This is a genomic window from Kosakonia pseudosacchari (genome assembly GCF_900184035.1).
In the GTDB taxonomy this organism is placed as follows: Bacteria; Pseudomonadota; Gammaproteobacteria; order Enterobacterales; family Enterobacteriaceae; genus Kosakonia; species Kosakonia pseudosacchari.
Map to the genome: position 1 here is coordinate 142743 of NZ_FXWP01000013.1, position 16953 is coordinate 159695.

At 51.5% G+C, this 16953-nt stretch carries 17 protein-coding genes and 1 pseudogene; 10 read left to right on the plus strand and 8 right to left on the minus strand.

Features of this window, described 5'->3' with window-relative positions; all coding sequences use genetic code 11:
* Positions 1-89 precede the first annotated feature (89 nt).
* On the minus strand, positions 90-656 hold the full coding sequence (locus BN2591_RS10655; RefSeq protein WP_086871310.1) for a LuxR C-terminal-related transcriptional regulator: 567 nt from the start codon (positions 654-656) through the stop codon (positions 90-92).
* A gap of 303 nt (positions 657-959) precedes the next feature.
* Between BN2591_RS10655 and yjbE the strand changes: the two genes are divergently transcribed.
* Together yjbE and BN2591_RS24475 are read left to right on the plus strand one after the other, a co-directional pair.
* Entirely contained in the window at positions 960-1208 is a 249-nt protein-coding gene (gene yjbE, locus BN2591_RS10660; RefSeq protein ID WP_017455780.1) for an exopolysaccharide production protein YjbE, read from the plus strand.
* 91 nt (positions 1209-1299) lie between these two features.
* Positions 1300-1470, plus strand: a complete 171-nt coding sequence (locus BN2591_RS24475; protein ID WP_159457493.1) for a hypothetical protein — start codon at positions 1300-1302, stop codon at positions 1468-1470.
* Between the two features lie 28 nt (positions 1471-1498).
* Here the strand turns inward: BN2591_RS24475 and BN2591_RS10665 are convergent, their stop codons facing one another.
* The 3 genes from BN2591_RS10665 to BN2591_RS10675 all read right to left on the minus strand — a co-directional run bounded on the left by BN2591_RS10665 (position 1499) and on the right by BN2591_RS10675 (position 4126).
* Positions 1499-2350: a Vmh family MBL fold metallo-hydrolase gene (locus tag BN2591_RS10665; protein WP_086871312.1), complete on the minus strand. Its 852-nt coding sequence runs from the start codon at positions 2348-2350 to the stop codon at positions 1499-1501.
* A gap of 12 nt (positions 2351-2362) precedes the next feature.
* A complete protein-coding gene (locus BN2591_RS10670) occupies positions 2363-3001 on the minus strand; it encodes a DsbA family protein (protein ID WP_065369080.1) in 639 nt (212 codons plus the stop codon).
* Between the two features lie 144 nt (positions 3002-3145).
* Positions 3146-4126: a GlxA family transcriptional regulator gene (locus BN2591_RS10675; RefSeq protein ID WP_086871314.1), complete on the minus strand. Its 981-nt coding sequence runs from the start codon at positions 4124-4126 to the stop codon at positions 3146-3148.
* 129 nt (positions 4127-4255) lie between these two features.
* On the opposite strand from BN2591_RS10675, the gene BN2591_RS10680 reads away from it, so the two are divergent.
* The 4 genes from BN2591_RS10680 (at position 4256) to BN2591_RS10695 (ending at position 6562) form a co-directional block, all read left to right on the plus strand.
* Positions 4256-5029, plus strand: coding sequence for an alpha/beta fold hydrolase (locus tag BN2591_RS10680; RefSeq protein ID WP_086871316.1), 774 nt, complete (start codon positions 4256-4258; stop codon positions 5027-5029).
* A 27-nt stretch (positions 5030-5056) separates the two neighbouring features.
* A complete protein-coding gene (locus BN2591_RS10685) occupies positions 5057-5677 on the plus strand; it encodes an FMN-dependent NADH-azoreductase (protein ID WP_086871318.1) in 621 nt (206 codons plus the stop codon).
* A 23-nt stretch (positions 5678-5700) separates the two neighbouring features.
* Positions 5701-6009: a YciI family protein gene (locus tag BN2591_RS10690; protein WP_086871320.1), complete on the plus strand. Its 309-nt coding sequence runs from the start codon at positions 5701-5703 to the stop codon at positions 6007-6009.
* Positions 6010-6229: 220 nt separating this feature from the next.
* Positions 6230-6562, plus strand: coding sequence for a helix-turn-helix domain-containing protein (locus BN2591_RS10695; protein ID WP_086871323.1), 333 nt, complete (start codon positions 6230-6232; stop codon positions 6560-6562).
* An 80-nt stretch (positions 6563-6642) separates the two neighbouring features.
* Here BN2591_RS10695 and ompC read toward each other — a convergent pair whose 3' ends face one another.
* Entirely contained in the window at positions 6643-7770 is a 1128-nt protein-coding gene (gene ompC / locus BN2591_RS10700; RefSeq protein WP_086872126.1) for a porin OmpC, read from the minus strand.
* A 682-nt stretch (positions 7771-8452) separates the two neighbouring features.
* Between ompC and BN2591_RS10705 the strand changes: the two genes are divergently transcribed.
* A complete protein-coding gene (locus BN2591_RS10705; RefSeq protein WP_086871327.1) occupies positions 8453-9343 on the plus strand; it encodes a LysR family transcriptional regulator in 891 nt (296 codons plus the stop codon).
* Between the two features lie 10 nt (positions 9344-9353).
* Here the strand turns inward: BN2591_RS10705 and BN2591_RS10710 are convergent, their stop codons facing one another.
* The 3 genes from BN2591_RS10710 to BN2591_RS10720 all read right to left on the minus strand — a co-directional run bounded on the left by BN2591_RS10710 (position 9354) and on the right by BN2591_RS10720 (position 12457).
* Complete coding sequence (locus BN2591_RS10710; RefSeq protein WP_086871330.1) at positions 9354-9767, minus strand: winged helix-turn-helix domain-containing protein; 414 nt, start codon at positions 9765-9767, stop codon at positions 9354-9356.
* Between the two features lie 95 nt (positions 9768-9862).
* A complete protein-coding gene (locus BN2591_RS10715) occupies positions 9863-11098 on the minus strand; it encodes an EAL and HDOD domain-containing protein (RefSeq protein ID WP_086871332.1) in 1236 nt (411 codons plus the stop codon).
* 594 nt (positions 11099-11692) lie between these two features.
* Positions 11693-12457: an SDR family NAD(P)-dependent oxidoreductase gene (locus BN2591_RS10720; RefSeq protein ID WP_086871334.1), complete on the minus strand. Its 765-nt coding sequence runs from the start codon at positions 12455-12457 to the stop codon at positions 11693-11695.
* Between the two features lie 184 nt (positions 12458-12641).
* Between BN2591_RS10720 and BN2591_RS10725 the strand changes: the two genes are divergently transcribed.
* From BN2591_RS10725 to BN2591_RS10735, 3 genes and pseudogenes are all read left to right on the plus strand, one after another.
* Complete coding sequence (locus tag BN2591_RS10725) at positions 12642-13979, plus strand: aspartate aminotransferase family protein (RefSeq protein ID WP_086872128.1); 1338 nt, start codon at positions 12642-12644, stop codon at positions 13977-13979.
* A 160-nt stretch (positions 13980-14139) separates the two neighbouring features.
* Positions 14140-14853 carry a GNAT family N-acetyltransferase gene (locus tag BN2591_RS10730; RefSeq protein WP_086871336.1) on the plus strand — a complete coding sequence of 238 codons (714 nt, stop codon included), beginning with the start codon at positions 14140-14142 and terminating at the stop codon, positions 14851-14853.
* Positions 14854-15134: 281 nt separating this feature from the next.
* Positions 15135-16574, plus strand: a pseudogene (locus BN2591_RS10735) (methyl-accepting chemotaxis protein); the annotation flags it as partial.
* Positions 16575-16953: the final 379 nt, after the last annotated feature.

Below are 16953 nucleotides of genomic sequence, written 5' to 3' on the forward strand. Positions count from 1 at the left end.
TGAATTGCCTTTTTATCCACGGGATAAAAAGGCAATTTTATGTTGCGTCCTGGTTTTTATTTTGCTGAGTGTTGTGTTTTTTTTCTTTCTTAGCTGTAAGCGACCATTCTATTTATTTGTTCGCCCGGCGGCATAAAAAGTGGATCTTCACTCGTACTCTCTTTTAATGTGGAGTCGGTAAATGAAAAAATGCTAAACGCATAAAAAATGTCAATCTTTGTACTCGCGGATATTTTCTTTTTGATGTTGTCCTTGTGCGATGAAACGGTTTTTTTGTTGATGTTTAATAGCGTGGAAATCTCCTCATCACTCTTTTCGAAAATCATCTCTTTTAGAATCGCAATTTCGCGCCTTCCAAGACGAATCGTCTTAACATGCTGGCTGACTCTTCCGTAAACAAATTCGGTTAATATGTCCATTAAAACACTGACCGGAACTTTATCGGGTATCACAATCATAGGCGTATGTGCCAACGTAAAGGGCGTAAAATTACCTTTGGTTACCACTAATGTTCCCCGGCCAGAATAAGGTGCTGTAAAGTTAATTCCAATGTGCAAACCACTGCCGTTTCTGATTTCATTAACTAATTGAGTGATACCTTTTTTGGTATAAGAACAGGTGATTTTGCATAATATGACATCTATTTTTCTTTCCATATTACACCCTCCTGGAGCGTCTGGATGTGCGTGTGTAAAATTTGCAAGTTTGAAATTTTTCTCAATCCTTTGTTGTGCTCTTCTATGTCTTCTTTGATCTCTATCATACTGCTAAAAAATTGTTAACTGAGGATTATCTTATTTTTATTTTTAAGCGAAATGTGCATCCGCTGAGATAATTTGGTTTCGCTGAGGAATCTCCCATTTGTTTTCATATTGTCGAGGAATGTCCTATTTTGCGATCCGTTTTTGTGATGGCGATTTAAAGTGCAGATGATCCCAAATAAATATGAGGACAGGATTATGGTGCTTTTAAAATACATTATTATCGCTTTCGTATTTGTTATTTCTGAAGTTTGCTACGCAGCGCCCGCAGAAGAAGGAAAAGCCGCCGGGGAGAATGCAGCGGAATATGCAGTTGGCAGTTCAGCCGTCACCGGTGTGGCGGTTGTTACCGCTGTCGCCGGTTTGCTTTTATTATCAATGGGCGGAGGAAATGACGGAAGTAATACCTCAACCAATACCACCACGACGACTACGCCTGCCAATTAACGGTGACGCTTTTTAAAATTCGCCACGCCAGGGTCTTTGAGGGTTTACAACGGAATGCTTAATCGCACCGGAAGGTGTGAGGGGACGCATCATGCCTACGCGAGCTGGCAGCAGATCGGCAGTGGAAGTTTCAGCGGGAGCGGTGGGAATTGAGCAGGGGGACGCAGAGGTCCCCCTGATTTTGTTCATGGCGCTGCGTTTAATTCAGCATACCGAGCCTGACGCGAATGGAACCATGACGCAGGTGATGGGTAAATTCTGAGGCATAAACAAAGTGCTACGTGTGGCGATCACCACTTCATCTCGCCGGTATTCACTTTTGCGCTCAGTTCCAGTGAACCCGCTTCTGCCAGCTTCGGATAAGCAGCGGTCATTGCTTTAATAACGCCCGCAGAAGTTTTATTCGCTTTCAGTGCCTGCTCGAAGGTATCGAGGTAATGAAGGGTAAACGTAATGGCCTGGTCACCAGCGGGGCGCGCGCCCAGATAATGACCGGGGATCACCTGCTGCGGCTTCAGGTGTTGCATTTCACTCAGCACTTCACGCCACTGCGCACGTGCCGCCGGGGTTTGCGTGTCGGCGCTCCAGACGTGAATGCCGCTGGAAATCGCCGTACCGCCGAGAATGGCTCTATTCGCCGGGATCCAGACATAAGCCGCATAGCTTTGTGGATGGCGCAGCTCCAGTGTTTCACCATCGATAGTGAAGTGTGTCGCCGTGGTCGCTGTTGGTACGGTTAACGTGTGCGGCGCGCCGTCCTTCATCTGCGGTCCCCAGTGCGCCAACTTGGCCTCTTTTGTCGCTTCGATATGTTTCACCACTTCAGGTGAGGCAACCACCTTGACCTGCGGCCAGGCTTTAACGATCGGTTCAAGGCCAAAATAGAAATCCGGATCGCCGGAGGTGATCACCACTTGCTTGAGCGTTTTGCCGCTGGCTTTGATCATCTCCACCAGTTTTTCGCCATCTTTGACGCTGAATTGCGCATCAAACAAAATCGCTTCCGTAGGGCCGGAAACCAGTGTGGATGAGACGGCGAAAATCGCCTTTTCCTGCGGGTTGTAAACCTGCAATTCTAACGGTGCGGCAACAGAAGAGGCGCTGGCTAGCATCAGCAATACGCCGGGTATTTTACGGTTCATGAGGGGATCCCTTTAACGATATGTTTTTACGAGCGCTATAAATGCATCCGGGTTGCCGTAATATTGGCCAACCGGAAGCAGCGTGTAACGGCCATCTTCCTGCACCAATACGGCGCTGGGAAAACCCGCCCCGGCGGCTTGTGCCATCACCATGCGGCCATATTGAATAGCGGCGCGGGCTTCGCTTTCCGCCACCTGGCCGTTGACAACAGGCTGGCCGGTGGCGTGCTGAATCACCGCGTTGACTACCTCATCGCGGGTGATATCACGGCCATCACGATACCAGGCTGTCTGAATGGCGTTCAGAAAGTGCAGCGCGTCGGCCGGTTCGCCAAATTGCTGTAAGGCTAATAAGCCGCGAGTGGCAGGCAGCGAATCGAGCAGCAATCCATCGCGGGCAAGTAGATCTTCTTTATAAGCACGGCCAAACGGCATACCGGTTAATTTCGCGATTCGATCATCATGTTCATGCACATGAGCGAGCCAGTCGGCGTCCAGCCGGCGGCGCTGCGCGTCGATAAACAGGCCACCGGGCAAAATATGTTGTCGTTCAGTGAAGTGTTCAGCCGTGCGATTAATCAATGGCAGTGCGCCATAACTCCAGCCGCAGAGCGGATCGATTATCCAGTACAGACCAGCCTGAAATGCCATGGTTATTCTCTCTTGTTGTGCAGGTGCCGCCCATTGTAGGCGCATTAGCGCTGAAGAGAATTCCCGTAACCGGACATGCAGCGTTTCGTAAAACGATCAGATAACCACGCCATGACGACAGAAAAATACCGTAATGGCGTGGCGTTAATGCCCGTGCCTGATGTTTCGTGCGGCGGCCCAGAGCTTGTACTGCGCTGGCGTCATGTTGATGAGTTGGTTAAAGGCTTTGCGAAACGCCGTATCTTCCGTATAGCCACACGCGGCGGCGACGTGCCTGATATTGGCTGAGGGGTTTTCAAGCAGCAGACAGGCCGATTCAATGCGCACGCGCGTAATAAAATGTTTGGGGCTTTCGCGGGTTAAATCGGCCAGTTTTCGGTGTAAGGTGCGCGGGCTGAGGTTCAACGCGCTGGCGAGTTCTTCGACGGTGATGGCCGGGTTTTCATAGCGGATAAGCTGTTCGGCGCGCAGTAACAGCGGATCAATGGTGTTTAAAAAACCACGCGGTGCATAGATTTGCTGGGAGAGTGGCTGGCTGTCGGCAACGGTCATATCCGCTGCCATTCTGGCCACCTCGTCCCCGGCATGCTGGCGAATAATGTGCAGCGCCAGATCCACCCACGACAGCGGTCCGCCGGTGGTTATCACGTTGCGCTCTTCGATTAACGCTTTTCCCCACACCATTTTGGCGCGCGGATAGCGGGCGCGGAAAGTGGGATACAGCCACCACGTGGTGGCGCACTCTCTGCCATCCAGCAATCCGGCGTCACCCAGCAGATACCCCCCGGCGCAGGCGCCGCCAATTTTCGCACCGCGCTGATGCTGTTGGCGCAACCACGCGACGGCCTCCGGGCTGGTGAGCGCAGGCAGTTTATTACCGCCGAGTGCCATGCCGCAGGCCAGAATCACATCGGGCGCGCTGATGCTGGCAAATGCACCATCCACCGCAATCGTCCGACCTTGCGCGTCCGCGACCGGTTTCCCGTCAGGGCTGACAACGGCGATCCTGAATCGGCTGGCCTCGTTGCTGGTGGGAAGAAGCTGGTTGGTTATCCAGAACATATCCGCAAGCCCGGTAATTGCAGACATCATGCTGCCTGCGGTGGCGACTATCGCTATCTGCATTGTGGTTCTCCGCGTGATGTCTGATTTTGCCTGTTTAATGTCAAGTTCGCCATCTTACCACGTCAGGTTGCTCTGATTACACTCTCTGCATTGTGTTTATCACTTCATCAATACGTGGCGGGAGAGAACATGCGCAACGCTTTTCGCAAAGGAAAACGGTTTATCACGGGGGCCTCATGTGCGGCCATGTTGAGCGTGATGTCGGCGCAGGCTGTCGCACAGCCGATTAAAAATATTGTGCTGGTTCACGGTGCGTTTGCGGACGGTTCCAGTTGGGCCGCCGTGACCGAGCGTTTACAAAACATGGGCTACCACGTTTCGGCGGTGCAAAACCCGCTGACCTCGCTGGATGATGATGTTGCCGCCACCGAACGTGTGCTGGCGCGCCAGCATGGCGATGTGCTGCTGGTTGGTCATTCATGGGGCGGGGCCGTTATCAGCCAGGCCGGTAACAACAGCCATGTGCGGGGGCTGGTCTACCTTTCAGCGCTGGCACCGGCAACGGGGGAATCCGTGACGGATTTACTGGCACGGCTTAACGCGCCAATGAGTGGGTTAACGCCGGATGCGCAAGGGCTGGTGTGGTTAGATGATGCCAGCCAGTTTCAACAGGTGATGGCGAACGATATCTCAACCCGCAATGTCCAGGCGTTGGCTGCGGTTTCACAACCGATCGCGCTCACGGCATTTCAGGGAAAAATCACCCATGCCGCCTGGGAAAATAGACCGAGTTGGTATTTGCTGACCGAAAATGATCATGCTTTGTTACCTGTCGTTCAGGAGAAAATAGCCAGACAGATCCACGCCACTGTATATAGCGTTAACAGTTCACATTTATCTATGGTTTCGCAACCCGATGCCGTAGCGAAATTTATCGATACTGCCGCTAAGTCCTTTAAATAACTATTGTGTTTATTGTCGGAGAGCATCATGAAGATTCTGCATATTGATTCCAGTATTTCGGGTGACCATTCCGTTACTCGCGCACTTTCCGCTGACGTTATGCGGGAAATAAAATTACGTTATCCGCAAGCGGAAATAACTTATCGCGATGTGGTCCGCGACGAAATAAGCCATTTAACGGCGGATATCGCCGCCGGATTCCGGGTTGTTGCCGGTAGTCAAACGGCAAGTGACAGACACCCGGAGCAGCAGATTTCACAGCAACTGGTTGATGAATTCCTGGCGCATGATCTGATTGTTATCGCGGCGCCAATGTATAACTTCTCTGTTTCCAGTCAGTTAAAAGCATGGCTGGACAGGCTTGCCCAACCGGGAAAAACCTTTCAGTACACCGCCACCGGGCCGGTAGGACTGGCGGAGGGGAAACAGGTATTAATTATTTCAGCGCGCGGCGGGTTTTATTTACAGCCACCTTTTGATGGCATGGATTTCCAGGAAAAATATCTGCGCGCCTTTTTTGGTTTTCTGGGTGTTGAGGATCTTCACATTATCCGTGCAGAAGGCACCTCAAAAGGAGATGACATTAAACACCAGCAAATTGCCGCCGCGCGATCGGCGATCAATACCATTATTGCGACGCTGCCATGACATTAATCTGCGGGGAATGAGTTATGTTATATGCGATTACGCTTAATTACGCGAGCGGACCCGATATTCTTAGTGCATATGTTGATGCGCATAAGCAGTGGCTGGGGGAGATGATCAAAAATGGGCATGTTATTTTTGCCGGGCCTCTGCAAAATAAACCTGGTGGATTTATCCTGGCGACGGCCAGCGATAGCCAGAGCCTGGAACACGAAATAGAGCGCGATCCGTTTGTGAAATTTGGCCTGGTCAGCGTCGATATTGCGGTTATCGAGCCTGCCATTTGCTCCGCGCATTTCCTGCGCGACTGGGCGGGAGAGGCAAAAGCGCTTTAGCCTGAACGCAAGCCACGCCAGGGAGGTTGCGCTCAGCCGCCTCCCTTTTGCATTACAGCCGTTCATGATGCGCTACGCGCCGGTATGTTTCTCTGCAACGGGCGATCCGCCCTGTGTATGCCATACGGGCTTTTCTGACAAAATTATTATTTTCGCGTCATGTTTGCGTAAGTATTACTCCGCTAAGGTGAATGCTCCTGTTCTCAAGGAGGTTTCAACCATGGGTATGCAACACGCGGTAATTCTTGAGATCCAGCAATGGATTGACGATAACCTTGAAAGGCCGCTACGGATCGAGGATGTCGCCACGCGGGCGGGATATTCAAAATGGCACCTTCAGCGCCTGTTCCAGCAAGTGTTTCAGATACCGCTCGGCATCTATATCCGCGAGAAGAAGCTGGAAAGCGCCGCGCATGAGCTGCTGGCGACGGAACAGTCGATTATGGCTATCTCCACCAAATATGGTTATGACTCGCAGCAGACTTTTACACGCACCTTTACGCGCAAATACCAGATGCCGCCCGGCGTCTGGCGACGCCAGCATCAGCGCTAAGGAAAAGTAAGCGTAATGAAAAGGAAACGCGCGGGGAATGAAGGTGAATAAAAGGCGGCCGATGCCGCCTTTTTGCTGGTTTAGAACTGGTAAACCATACCGACTGCCACCACGTCATCGGTATTGATACCGGCGGCGGTGGTGAATTTATCTTCATCAATCAGGTTGATTTTATAATCAACAAACATGTTGAAGTTCTTGTTGAAGTAATACGTGGCACCGAGATCGACATATTTCTCGATATCCTGATCGCCATATTTATCGCCCGCGCTGTTGCTGCCAATATTTTTCCCTTTCAGCGCGTTATACGCCACGAATGGCTGCAAGCCAAAGTCGAACTGATAGCTGGCGTATGCTTCAAAAATCTGCGATTCGTTGGCGTAGCCGTAAGCGGTCGTCGTATCGGAAGCACTGCCGAAACGCGACGCGTTATAAGCCTGAGTAAACATCGCCGCCAGGTAGATATTATTGGCGTCATATTTAATTGCGCCAGAATAGGCTTCGGCGCGATCGCCATCGCCGAGAATATTGGTGGCGGTATTTTGTTCGTCGGTACGTTTAGCACTGGTCATAGCACCGACAACGCTTACGCCCGCGCCGATGTTATATTCCACGGATAAGCCGTAACCGTCGCCGTTTTGACGTAATACATTTCGACCGGCACCTGATTCGCCGCCGCCATCATTTTTACCCTGGTATTGCAGGGAGAAATTCAGGCCGTCAACCAGACCGAAGAAATCCGTATTACGGTAGGTCAGCATGCCGCTGCCACGGCTAAACATAAATTGGTCAGAACCGTATGTCATACCATCGAATTCTGGCTGCATATCGGTATAACCGAGGGAGTCATATAAAACACCTTTATTGCGACCATAATCCACTGAACCGTAATTGGCGAATTTTAAACCGGCGAAGCCATAACGCGTGCGTGGTGTATTGGTATCACCTTCCGATTTATTGGCGTCAATATGCATCTGCCACTGGCCGTAGCCGGTCAGTTGATCATTAATTTGTGTTTCACCGCGAAAGCCAAGACGCATATAAGTTTGGTCGCCATCCCAGCCGCTGTTATCAGAAAAATAATGTTCTGCTGATACCAAACCATATAAGTCTAACTTATTACCATCTTTATTATATATTTCCGCCGCCTGTACTGACGAGCACAGCACCGCAGCAGAGACGAAAAGACTCAGTTGAGAAATTTTCATAGAAATAAACCCTTGATGTTTGCCACTGTGTTTTTTAATAACAACAAGAATACATTGCCACTTATGAGAGTGGCTCATGGATTATTCCGGTTGTAAGATATTGTTTATCACCTGAGTTATTGCGGTGTAAATATTTAAATTCGTTTTAGCACATATTGACAAATATCGGGTGGAACTTTTTTTGTGGCTATTTTTAATCGCACAGATCGCTAATATCAACCCGCGTTTTATCGGTTACCGTTAAGACGCTTTATTAACCTCATTGCATTTTTTGTGTCTACTGTTACTTTTTTCTCTATCCGGGGGGTAATTCCCCCGGCTTTTATTGGCAAAATGTGCGATTAAATATGCAGGTTGATTGAGGCGTTGTTTTAAACAAGCGAGAGTGGCAGGTGTTTAATTATTAAATATCTGCCGCTGCTGCATGGTTAATTTTAATGGTGTATCAGCGCGTTTATGCCTGGCGAATAATAAAATGTATTGATTAAGTAATATGGCTCATTGCGGTTATGAGTATGGTTCATTAAAAAGAGGGGCGCTGGCGCTTATTAACATAAGCAGAGGTGACCTGCTTCACAATCAGAGCCCTTTAATTGCGGGATTAGTGAATTATAGACATATATTAAAACTCAGCCGAAGTGTAGGATAAACGCTATTTTCATGGTCTGGTCACGGGGCGGAAATGCTGAAAGATAATTTTAACGATCTGTTCTATTTAATTGTGGTGGCCCGCGAACGCAGCTTTACTCGCGCGGCAGCAAAATTAGGCGTCTCGCAATCGGCACTCAGCCATGCTATTCGCGGGCTGGAAGAGCGCCTGCAAATTCGTCTGCTTACCCGTACTACCCGCAGCGTCGCCCCCACCGATGCAGGCGAGGCATTAATAAATAGTATTGGCCCGCGCTTTAAAGAGATTGAGGAAGAACTGATTGCCTTAACCGATATGCGCGATCGCGTCGCCGGCAATATTCGTATCACGCTTGGCGAGCACGCATTGCATTCGACGGTGTGGCCAGCCATTAAGCCTTTTTTAGACGCTTACCCTGACGTGAAAGTGGAATTAACCATCGATAACACCCTGACGGATATTGTCAGTGAGCGTTACGATGCCGGCATTCGCCTTGGTGAACAGGTTGCCAGAGATATGGTCGCGGTGCGTATAGGTCCGGACTGGCGCATGGTGGTGGTGGGTGAGCCAGGATATTTTTCCCGTCATGGTAAACCGCAAACACCGCATGATTTACAGCAGCACAACTGTATTAATATGCGCCTGCCGACGCTCGGCGGGCTGTATGCCTGGGAGTTTTCCAAAGACGGTCAGCCAATGCGTGTGCGCGTGGAAGGGCAATTAACCTTTAATAATCTGGCTTCCAGAATCGAAGCGGCAACCAGCGGTATGGGGCTGGCGCTGGTACCGGAAGATTGCGTGGCGCAGGCTGTTAGCGAAGGCAAACTTGAAACGGTGCTCGACGACTGGTGTGAACCGTTCCCCGGCTATTACCTCTATTATCCCAGCCGCAAACAACACACTGCCGCGTTTAGCTTATTGATTGATGCGCTGCGTTACGCTTAATTGTCTGGCTTTACAGGATGGGATAATCAACCGCGAGGTGTTGCTGAAAAAACGTTTCCCGGCAATAAAGCGTCAGCACCTTTTCCGGCGGAATAAGATACCCTTTCCCGGCTACTCGCAGAATAAAATCATCGGGCAAACCGAATACCGCCAGTTTACGTTTCAGGTTGTTCATCACTTGCCACAGCCGCTGGCTTGAACAACTCAATCCGTTATTTTCCCATACCTGAATCTGCAGCGTTTTGTCGGCCACAATATTCCCCACGGCGTGTGCCAGCAGATAGGTCAGCAGGTTGTTCATGGTGTTACGTAAATAGGTGTAGTTGCCGCGGATCGAACAGGTCGTCAGACTTTGCTTATAAGGTACGAATTCCACTTGATATTCGTTACCGAGGCGATATCCATATACCGTTAACTTTTCCATGATGCGCGTCCAGTGATCAGCCGAGTGAACCAAAGCAGCGGTGTGAATAACACCCTACTGATTAAATCGGCTGTCTGGCGCGAAAACTGAAATGATCAGCTAACATCTGACGGGATAGCGTTGGTCCATTTGGTGGCGGCTTTAATCAGCTCAGCCACCATGCTGCGGTTAAAACCCAGCCGATGGCCGAGCGCGCTGACCTCTTCCCAGTTGTGATTTTCGTACAGTTCAATCAGTTGCAGATAAGGGTAGAGCGGCCCTTTTTGCTCTTTTAGCGCCATCATTACACTGGCGGAGATATCAATCTGGCTTAATAAATCTGCCATCGGCATTTCAAAAATGCTGTCGAGCTGAGAAAACAGACCGACGATAAACGCGTCATCGGCGGAGTGACGGCTGATGGAGTGCGCCGAGGCCAGCTCGCAAAATTTGGCGCGGATCAGGCTCTGGTAGTAAATGTCATCAGTCTTTACTTTGTTGACCGAGGTCAGGCAGGAAACCAGCACAAAGCGGCGTAACTCGTTGGTGCCAAGGTAAAAAATGACGTCCTTTAACGACTGGCTGCGGAAGTTTTTAATCCCGCGCGCGTTGAACACAATATTTTGTGCATAGCGCATGATCTTAAACGACAGCGCCAGATCCTGTTTCAGCAGAGCTTCGATTCGGCCAAAATCCGGTGAGTCGGCATTCACCTCTTTCATCAGTTTTAAGGTGATTTCCTGATTCTGAAACAGTTTATTGGCTGAGTGGATCACCGGCTTGCTGAAAAAATGCCCCTGAAACAGCGTGCAGCCCATATTGCGAAAACACTCGTACTCTTCCTGGGTTTCCACCTTTTCGGCAAGAAAGATTGTGTCTTTCAGCAAATGGGCCTTGTCATTGATATAGCCGCTAATCTCGTCGGGCGTATTTTCCCGCACGTCGAATTTGATGATGCTGATATAAGGTAAAAAGGCGTTCCAGGTGTCGCCTAACGCGAAGTCATCCAGTGCGATGCGAAAACCTTGCGCAGAGAGTTTTTTTACCGTGTTGAGCAACTGAGGCGTGGGTTTGGCGGTTTCGAGGATTTCCACAATCACGCGGTCTTTCGGCAATGTTTCCGCCATCCCCTGCACCAGCAGTTCATAGGGGAAGTTAACAAAGATCGCGCTGTACTCTTTCAGGCGGCCCAGCGGCGCGCCGAGAAACTGTTCGACAATAATTTGGGCAGTGGCGTACTCCGGCGTAACGTCGGGGAACCGGTTCGTCATACTGTCTCTGAACAACAACTCGTAACCGACTGTGTTCATATTTGCATCAAAAATCGCCTGCCGGGCGACAAAAGAGAACATGCGATACTCCACTTACAGATGCCTGCAAATCTTAAAATAGTCGGTAAAACGCAAATCTGAACCGGTCAATCCGCGCCATTTTTACGCAGGGTAAAATGGAAGCCTGGACGAAAACGGGAAAGACGCAAGTCGGACTCAGGGAAGGCAGTATCTTTTGTAAACGCCTGAAGGATTTAAGTCAAATTCCGAATGGCGCAATCATAACGCATTGCCTCTTTTATCGACAATGGTGGTGAAAAATCCACCAATTTTGCGCTCGCATCGCGATAGGCGTCACGCTTCGTCTGTTTTTTACGGCTCGAAAATTGTCAGCTCCTGCTGACGAGTGAGCGTCGTCACGCGGGTTTACGCGACGATCCGGCAAATTATGACCAGCATCAAAAAACCGAAAATTGCAACGAAATAGCTATTGTTAAGAACATTCCGATGGACTATCGTGGTCTCACCCCATGAAGAGCTAACGCCACCTAAGAGTGAGTGCCGGAGATAAGCGCCGGGCGGGGTAAAACGATTAAACACCCAGGAAAAAAGAATAAAAGCAGGCCCCGGCATTTATGCCGGGGCGTTTTATTTTGTGGCTCAGTACAATCCGGTTTAATCCCGGTCGATGGCAAACGGCTGCCAGGCCTGGCGCACCGGCATCACTTCTACACGGTTAATATTCATATGATCCGGCAGGGTGGCGATGTAGAACATCTGCCCGGCAATATCCTGCGCGCTGAGCGGCGTTGTGCCGCGATACAAATTATCAGACGCCGCCTTGTCACCTTTGGTGCGTACCAGGGTAAATTCTGTTTCGGCAATCCCTGGCGCTAGATCGGTTACCCGCACGCCCGTTCCCAGTAAATCGCAGCGCAGGTTGTAGCTAAATTGCTTCACAAAAGCTTTGGTCGCGCCATACACATGGCTGCCGGGGTAGGGCCACTGCCCGGCGATAGAGCCAATATTGATAATCGATGCCCCCGCACCATGGGCAATCAGCGTTGGCAGCAGCGCGTGTGTCACATTTACCAGCCCGGTGACATTGGTGTCGATCATCGTTTGCCAGTCCTGCAACTCCACGTTCTGGGCGGGCTGCGGGGCGAGTGCCAGCCCGGCATTATTGATAAGCGTTGTGATATCGGCGAATTCCGCAGGCAGTTCGGCCACCGCTTTTTTTATTGCGGCGTTATCGCGGACATCCAGTTCAATAATGTGTACCGGTACCTTGCCATGCAGCCGTTCTTTTAGATTTTCCAGACGCGTAAGCCGACGCCCGCTCAATACCAGCGCCCATCCGGCATCGGCAAAAACCTGTGCCGCCGCTTCGCCAAATCCGGATGTCGCGCCGGTAATGAACACCACGTTTTTCGCTGCCATTGTTCTCTTCTCCTGTGCAGGTTTAGTGCGCCACTATAAAAACCCTTCCGCCTGCCAGACAGTGCCAGTTACGCCACCGGCGTGTGACACGGGTGTCACATCCCGCGAAGGCGACTGGCTCTACCCGCCTATTTATGGCGCGCAGCATGATGCAGACAACAACAACGGCATGAGAGGATCTGGCATGAAACTGGCACTTCACAACGAGATGGCGATAACGAACGACGACGTGCGTCAACTGGACCGGTCATATGTGTTTCATTCATGGTCGATGCAGGGCAACCTCAACCCGTTGGTGATTGCCGGGGCGCAAGGCTGCGAGCTGTGGGATTACGAGGGTAACCGCTACCTCGATTTCAGCAGCCAGTTAGTGAACGTTAATATTGGTTATCAACACCCGCGCGTGCTGGCGGCGATGAAAGCGCAGCTGGAAACGCTGGTCACCATTGCGCCGGCCACCGCCAACCTGGCGCGTGGCGAAGCGGCAAAACGCATTGTGGAACTCGCGCCGGAAGGCTTCAGCAAAGTCTTTTTCACCAACGCCGGGGCTGATGCCAACGAAAACGCCATCCGTATGGCACGGCTGTACACCGGGCGCGACAAAATTTTCTCTGCCTATCGCTCTTATCACGGCAACACCGGCAGCGCCATTGCAGCGACCGGCGACTGGCGGCGTGTGCCAAATGAGTATTCACGCGGACATGTTCACTTCTTTAACCCGTACCTGTATCGCAGCGAATTTAATGCCAGCAGCGAAGCCGAAGAGTGCGAGCGCGCGCTGGCGCACCTGCGCCGCATGATTGAGTGTGAAGGGCCGTCGTCGATTGCGGCGATCCTGCTGGAGTCCATTCCTGGCACAGCCGGTATTCTGGTGCCGCCCGCCGGGTATATGCAAGGCGTGCGCGCGCTGGCAGATGAGTTCGGCATTGTGCTGATCCTCGATGAAGTGATGGCTGGTTTTGGCCGTACCGGTAGCTGGTTCGCTTTCGAACAAGATGGCATCGTGCCGGATCTGGTCACCTTCGCCAAAGGGGTGAATGCAGGTTATGTGCCGGCGGGCGGCGTGCTGATTTCCGCGCCTATCGCTCACTATTTTGACGATCACTTCTTCGCCGGTGGGCTGACGTACTCCGGGCATCCGCTGGCGATGGCGGCGATTGTCGCCACGCTTGATGCGATGAAAGAGGAGAACGTGGTGCAGAATGCGGCAGAAGTCGGCAACGGCGTTCTGCGCCCTGCGCTGGAGGCACTGGCAGCAAAACATCCACTGATTGGCGAAGTGCGTGGTCGCGGCATGTTCCAGGCGCTGGAACTGGTGAGCAACCGCAAAACCAAAACGCCTTTAGCCGCGACAGAGATGGCAGCGATTAAGACGGCGCTCACCGGGGCCGGACTGTTAACTTTTGTTGTCGAAAATCGCATTCATGTGGTGCCGCCTTGCATTATGAGCGCGAAAGAAGTCCAGCAAGGAATGGCCATTTTTGACCAGGTTTTGGCTCAATTTGGCCATTTTGGTCAGTAAGTGTAAAGGCATCAGACTATTCTGATGCCAAATCTGGTCAGTCCTCTGATTTCAAAGACATTTTTCTCCACTTCCCCACTAATTTTAGGCACTATATTCCGGGCTTAACTGCTGCTAAAACACTCTTTTTCTGTTTAACTTTTTTATCTGGGGGAAAAAAGTGCCGGAATTGAATCATTATGGTCAAACCGTCGGTGACATGTTGCCGCACTGGCACGGCGTCCAGCCGCTGCCGCGCAGTGTGCTGCACGGACAATATTGTCGGCTGGAACCGCTTGACGCCAGAGTACACACGCACGATCTTCTGCACGCTTACTCTCAAGCGGAAAACGAGGCCGACTGGACATGGCTGGCAAGTGAACGCCCACAAACGCTGGACAACATGGCGCAGTGGGTAGTGGGTAAAATGGTCGACACCACCGTCGCGCCTTTCGCCGTGGTAGAGTGTGCCAGCGGTGAGGCGCTCGGCGTTGTCGCCTGGCTTGCCATCAACGCACAGAATGGTTCGGTAGAAATCGGCCACGTCACCTGGTCACCGCGCATGAAAAACAGCGTGCTGGGAACGGAAGCTATCTGGTTAATGCTGCGCCACGCGTTTGCCTGTAACTACCGCCGCGTGGAGTGGAAATGTGATGTGCTCAACGTCGCTTCCCGCCGTGCCGCCGAACGTCTCGGCTTTAGCTGGGAAGGGCGTTTCCGCCAGCACATGGTGCGCAAAGGACGCAACCGCGATACTGACTATTTATCGATGCTGGATATCGAATGGCCGCAGCGAGACGCGGCGATTTCCGCCTGGCTGGCGGCCAGTAATTTTGACGAGCAGGGCAGGCAAAAACAAAAACTCAGCGCCTTTTTTGCTCCCTTATCACCTTAATAAACATGGCATCGGTATCCGCCGATGCCCTCGCTTATCCCTTCCGCGCGCCACGCAACACGACATCGTTTACCGATGTAAACGCCTGCCAAATTATCACTTTACGTCCGTTTAAAAAGTTAAGCCACGGTAAACTACGTGTTATCACCATTTCAATAAAAAGGTTATTGCCTTACTTCTTTTTATTCTTAATTAACCCGGAGACTTGGCCGATGGGGTTTATGACAGCGAGAAGAACGCTGCTTTAAAACGTTATTTCACAACTATTTACCGGGGTTTTTATGCACTTTATTCGAAATTTAAAAATCAAGGTCGCGATGCTGGCGATCCTGGTCATTTTCACTTTGCTCTGGGGCGGTGTCTCGTTTTATTCGTTACATGCGTTGAGCGCCTTAACCGATGAAGTGGAACTCACCAACGTTCAGCAAATTAACGGCGACATCATCAACAATGCCAGCGATCGCTACTACCAGGTCAAACTGCTGATGGATCGCGCGCTGGTTTTCCAGGCCAATAATGATGCGCAAAACTACCAACAAATGATCGATCGTATCGGCAAAGATATCGATTTTCTGCAAAACGGTCTGAATCAGTTCAAAGTGACCGACCATGCGAATATCAGCACCGAGGCCATCGATAATATCTATAACAGCTCCTTGAACCTGTTTAACCAGGCGATTACGCCGATGTTCGCCGCCATTAAAGCCAACAACGTTGAAAGCTATAACCAACTGTCGAAGGCGCAATTCAGCCCGCTGCGCAGCGGTTTTTCGCAGGCGATCGTGGCGTATAACCAGCAAATTCATGACCTGAAATCTGCCGCTAACGCGCGTATTGCCAGTTGGGTTTCCCTGACGCGCACCATCATCATTGTTGCCATGATTATTGGCCTGGCGATGTTGGTGATGTCCGAGCGTTACCTGGCGCTGTGCCTGGCGCGCTCGCTGGAGTGGGTAAAACAGCACTTGCAGGTGCTGTCGGTGGGCAAGCTGGATAAGCCGACAAAAGATCTGGGCAACAACGAAGTGGGGCAACTCATTCCCTACCTTGAAACCATGCAGAACAACTGGGTGCAAACCGTCACGCAGATCCGTAACAGCGCCGGGGAAATTTACCAGGGGGCGAGCGAAATCGCGTCCGGTAACACCGATCTCTCTTCGCGCACGGAAGAGCAGGCCGCCGCGCTGACGCAAACCGCCGCCAGCATGGAAGAGCTGAGCGCGGTGGTCAAACAGAACGCTGACAACGCCAGCGAAGCCAGTACGCTTGCAAAAACGGCGTCAGCCGCGGTGAATAAAGGCGAAGAGCGTGTGCAGGCGGTCATTGCCAGCATGAAAAACATCACCAGCAGTTCGCAGAAAATCACCGACATCATTAACGTCATTGATAGCATCGCCTTCCAGACCAACATCCTGGCCCTCAACGCCGCCGTCGAAGCAGCGCGAGCCGGTGAACAGGGCCGTGGTTTCGCGGTGGTCGCCAGCGAAGTGCGTAACCTCGCGCAGCGCAGCGCCGGTGCAGCAAAAGAGATCAAAACGCTGATCGATGAGTCGGTCACGAACGTCAACAACGGTTTTGACCAGGTGACGCTGACCAGCGAATCGATGGATAACATTCTGCGTTCGGTCACCAGCGTGACGGATATCATGGGCGAGATCGCATCGGCGTCTATCGAGCAGAGCAAAGGGATTGGTCAGGTCGGCACGGCGATTTCGCAAATGGACAGCGTCACGCAGCAAAACGCCGCACTGGTGGAAGAGTCCTCTGCTACCTCCGGTTCGCTGGAGCAGCAGGCCTATCAGTTAACCGAGATTGTATCGGTGTTTAAACTGCCGGGTGATGCAGAGCAGGGTGCTACTGGCAAACCGTCAGCCGCTGTGCCAAAAGCGGGGAAAGCCTTGCGTCGACCTGCTTTGGCAGGCGGCAGCAAAGCGCCAGAACATGACTGGGAAGCATTCTGATAACCCCTGCCCGGACGCATTGTCCCGGCAATAGATAAATCCGGCACGCGAACCGTACAGGTGGCGTGCCGTCTTCATTCAGCCCTCTCTTGATAAGGCAAGCGCCCTCTCCCCGTGGGAAGTGGGGTAGCTTCCGTTG

Bases quoted from the DNA above. Each gene is read 5' to 3' on its own strand.
- BN2591_RS10685 (WP_086871318.1), top strand. From the start codon at position 5,057: ATGAAGATTCTGCATATTGATTCCAGTATTTCGGGTGACCATTCCGTT.
- BN2591_RS10655 (WP_086871310.1), bottom strand. From the start codon at position 656: ATGGAAAGAAAAATAGATGTCATATTATGCAAAATCACCTGTTCTTAT.
- BN2591_RS10665 (WP_086871312.1), bottom strand. From the start codon at position 2,350: ATGAACCGTAAAATACCCGGCGTATTGCTGATGCTAGCCAGCGCCTCT.
- BN2591_RS10710 (WP_086871330.1), bottom strand. From the start codon at position 9,767: ATGGAAAAGTTAACGGTATATGGATATCGCCTCGGTAACGAATATCAA.
- BN2591_RS10690 (WP_086871320.1), top strand. From the start codon at position 5,701: ATGTTATATGCGATTACGCTTAATTACGCGAGCGGACCCGATATTCTT.
- yjbE (WP_017455780.1), top strand. From the start codon at position 960: ATGGTGCTTTTAAAATACATTATTATCGCTTTCGTATTTGTTATTTCT.
- BN2591_RS10670 (WP_065369080.1), bottom strand. From the start codon at position 3,001: ATGGCATTTCAGGCTGGTCTGTACTGGATAATCGATCCGCTCTGCGGC.
- BN2591_RS24475 (WP_159457493.1), top strand. From the start codon at position 1,300: ATGCCTACGCGAGCTGGCAGCAGATCGGCAGTGGAAGTTTCAGCGGGA.
- BN2591_RS10725 (WP_086872128.1), top strand. From the start codon at position 12,642: ATGAAACTGGCACTTCACAACGAGATGGCGATAACGAACGACGACGTG.
- ompC (WP_086872126.1), bottom strand. From the start codon at position 7,770: ATGAAAATTTCTCAACTGAGTCTTTTCGTCTCTGCTGCGGTGCTGTGC.
- BN2591_RS10715 (WP_086871332.1), bottom strand. From the start codon at position 11,098: ATGTTCTCTTTTGTCGCCCGGCAGGCGATTTTTGATGCAAATATGAAC.
- BN2591_RS10720 (WP_086871334.1), bottom strand. From the start codon at position 12,457: ATGGCAGCGAAAAACGTGGTGTTCATTACCGGCGCGACATCCGGATTT.
- BN2591_RS10675 (WP_086871314.1), bottom strand. From the start codon at position 4,126: ATGCAGATAGCGATAGTCGCCACCGCAGGCAGCATGATGTCTGCAATT.
- BN2591_RS10680 (WP_086871316.1), top strand. From the start codon at position 4,256: ATGCGCAACGCTTTTCGCAAAGGAAAACGGTTTATCACGGGGGCCTCA.
- BN2591_RS10705 (WP_086871327.1), top strand. From the start codon at position 8,453: ATGCTGAAAGATAATTTTAACGATCTGTTCTATTTAATTGTGGTGGCC.
- BN2591_RS10695 (WP_086871323.1), top strand. From the start codon at position 6,230: ATGGGTATGCAACACGCGGTAATTCTTGAGATCCAGCAATGGATTGAC.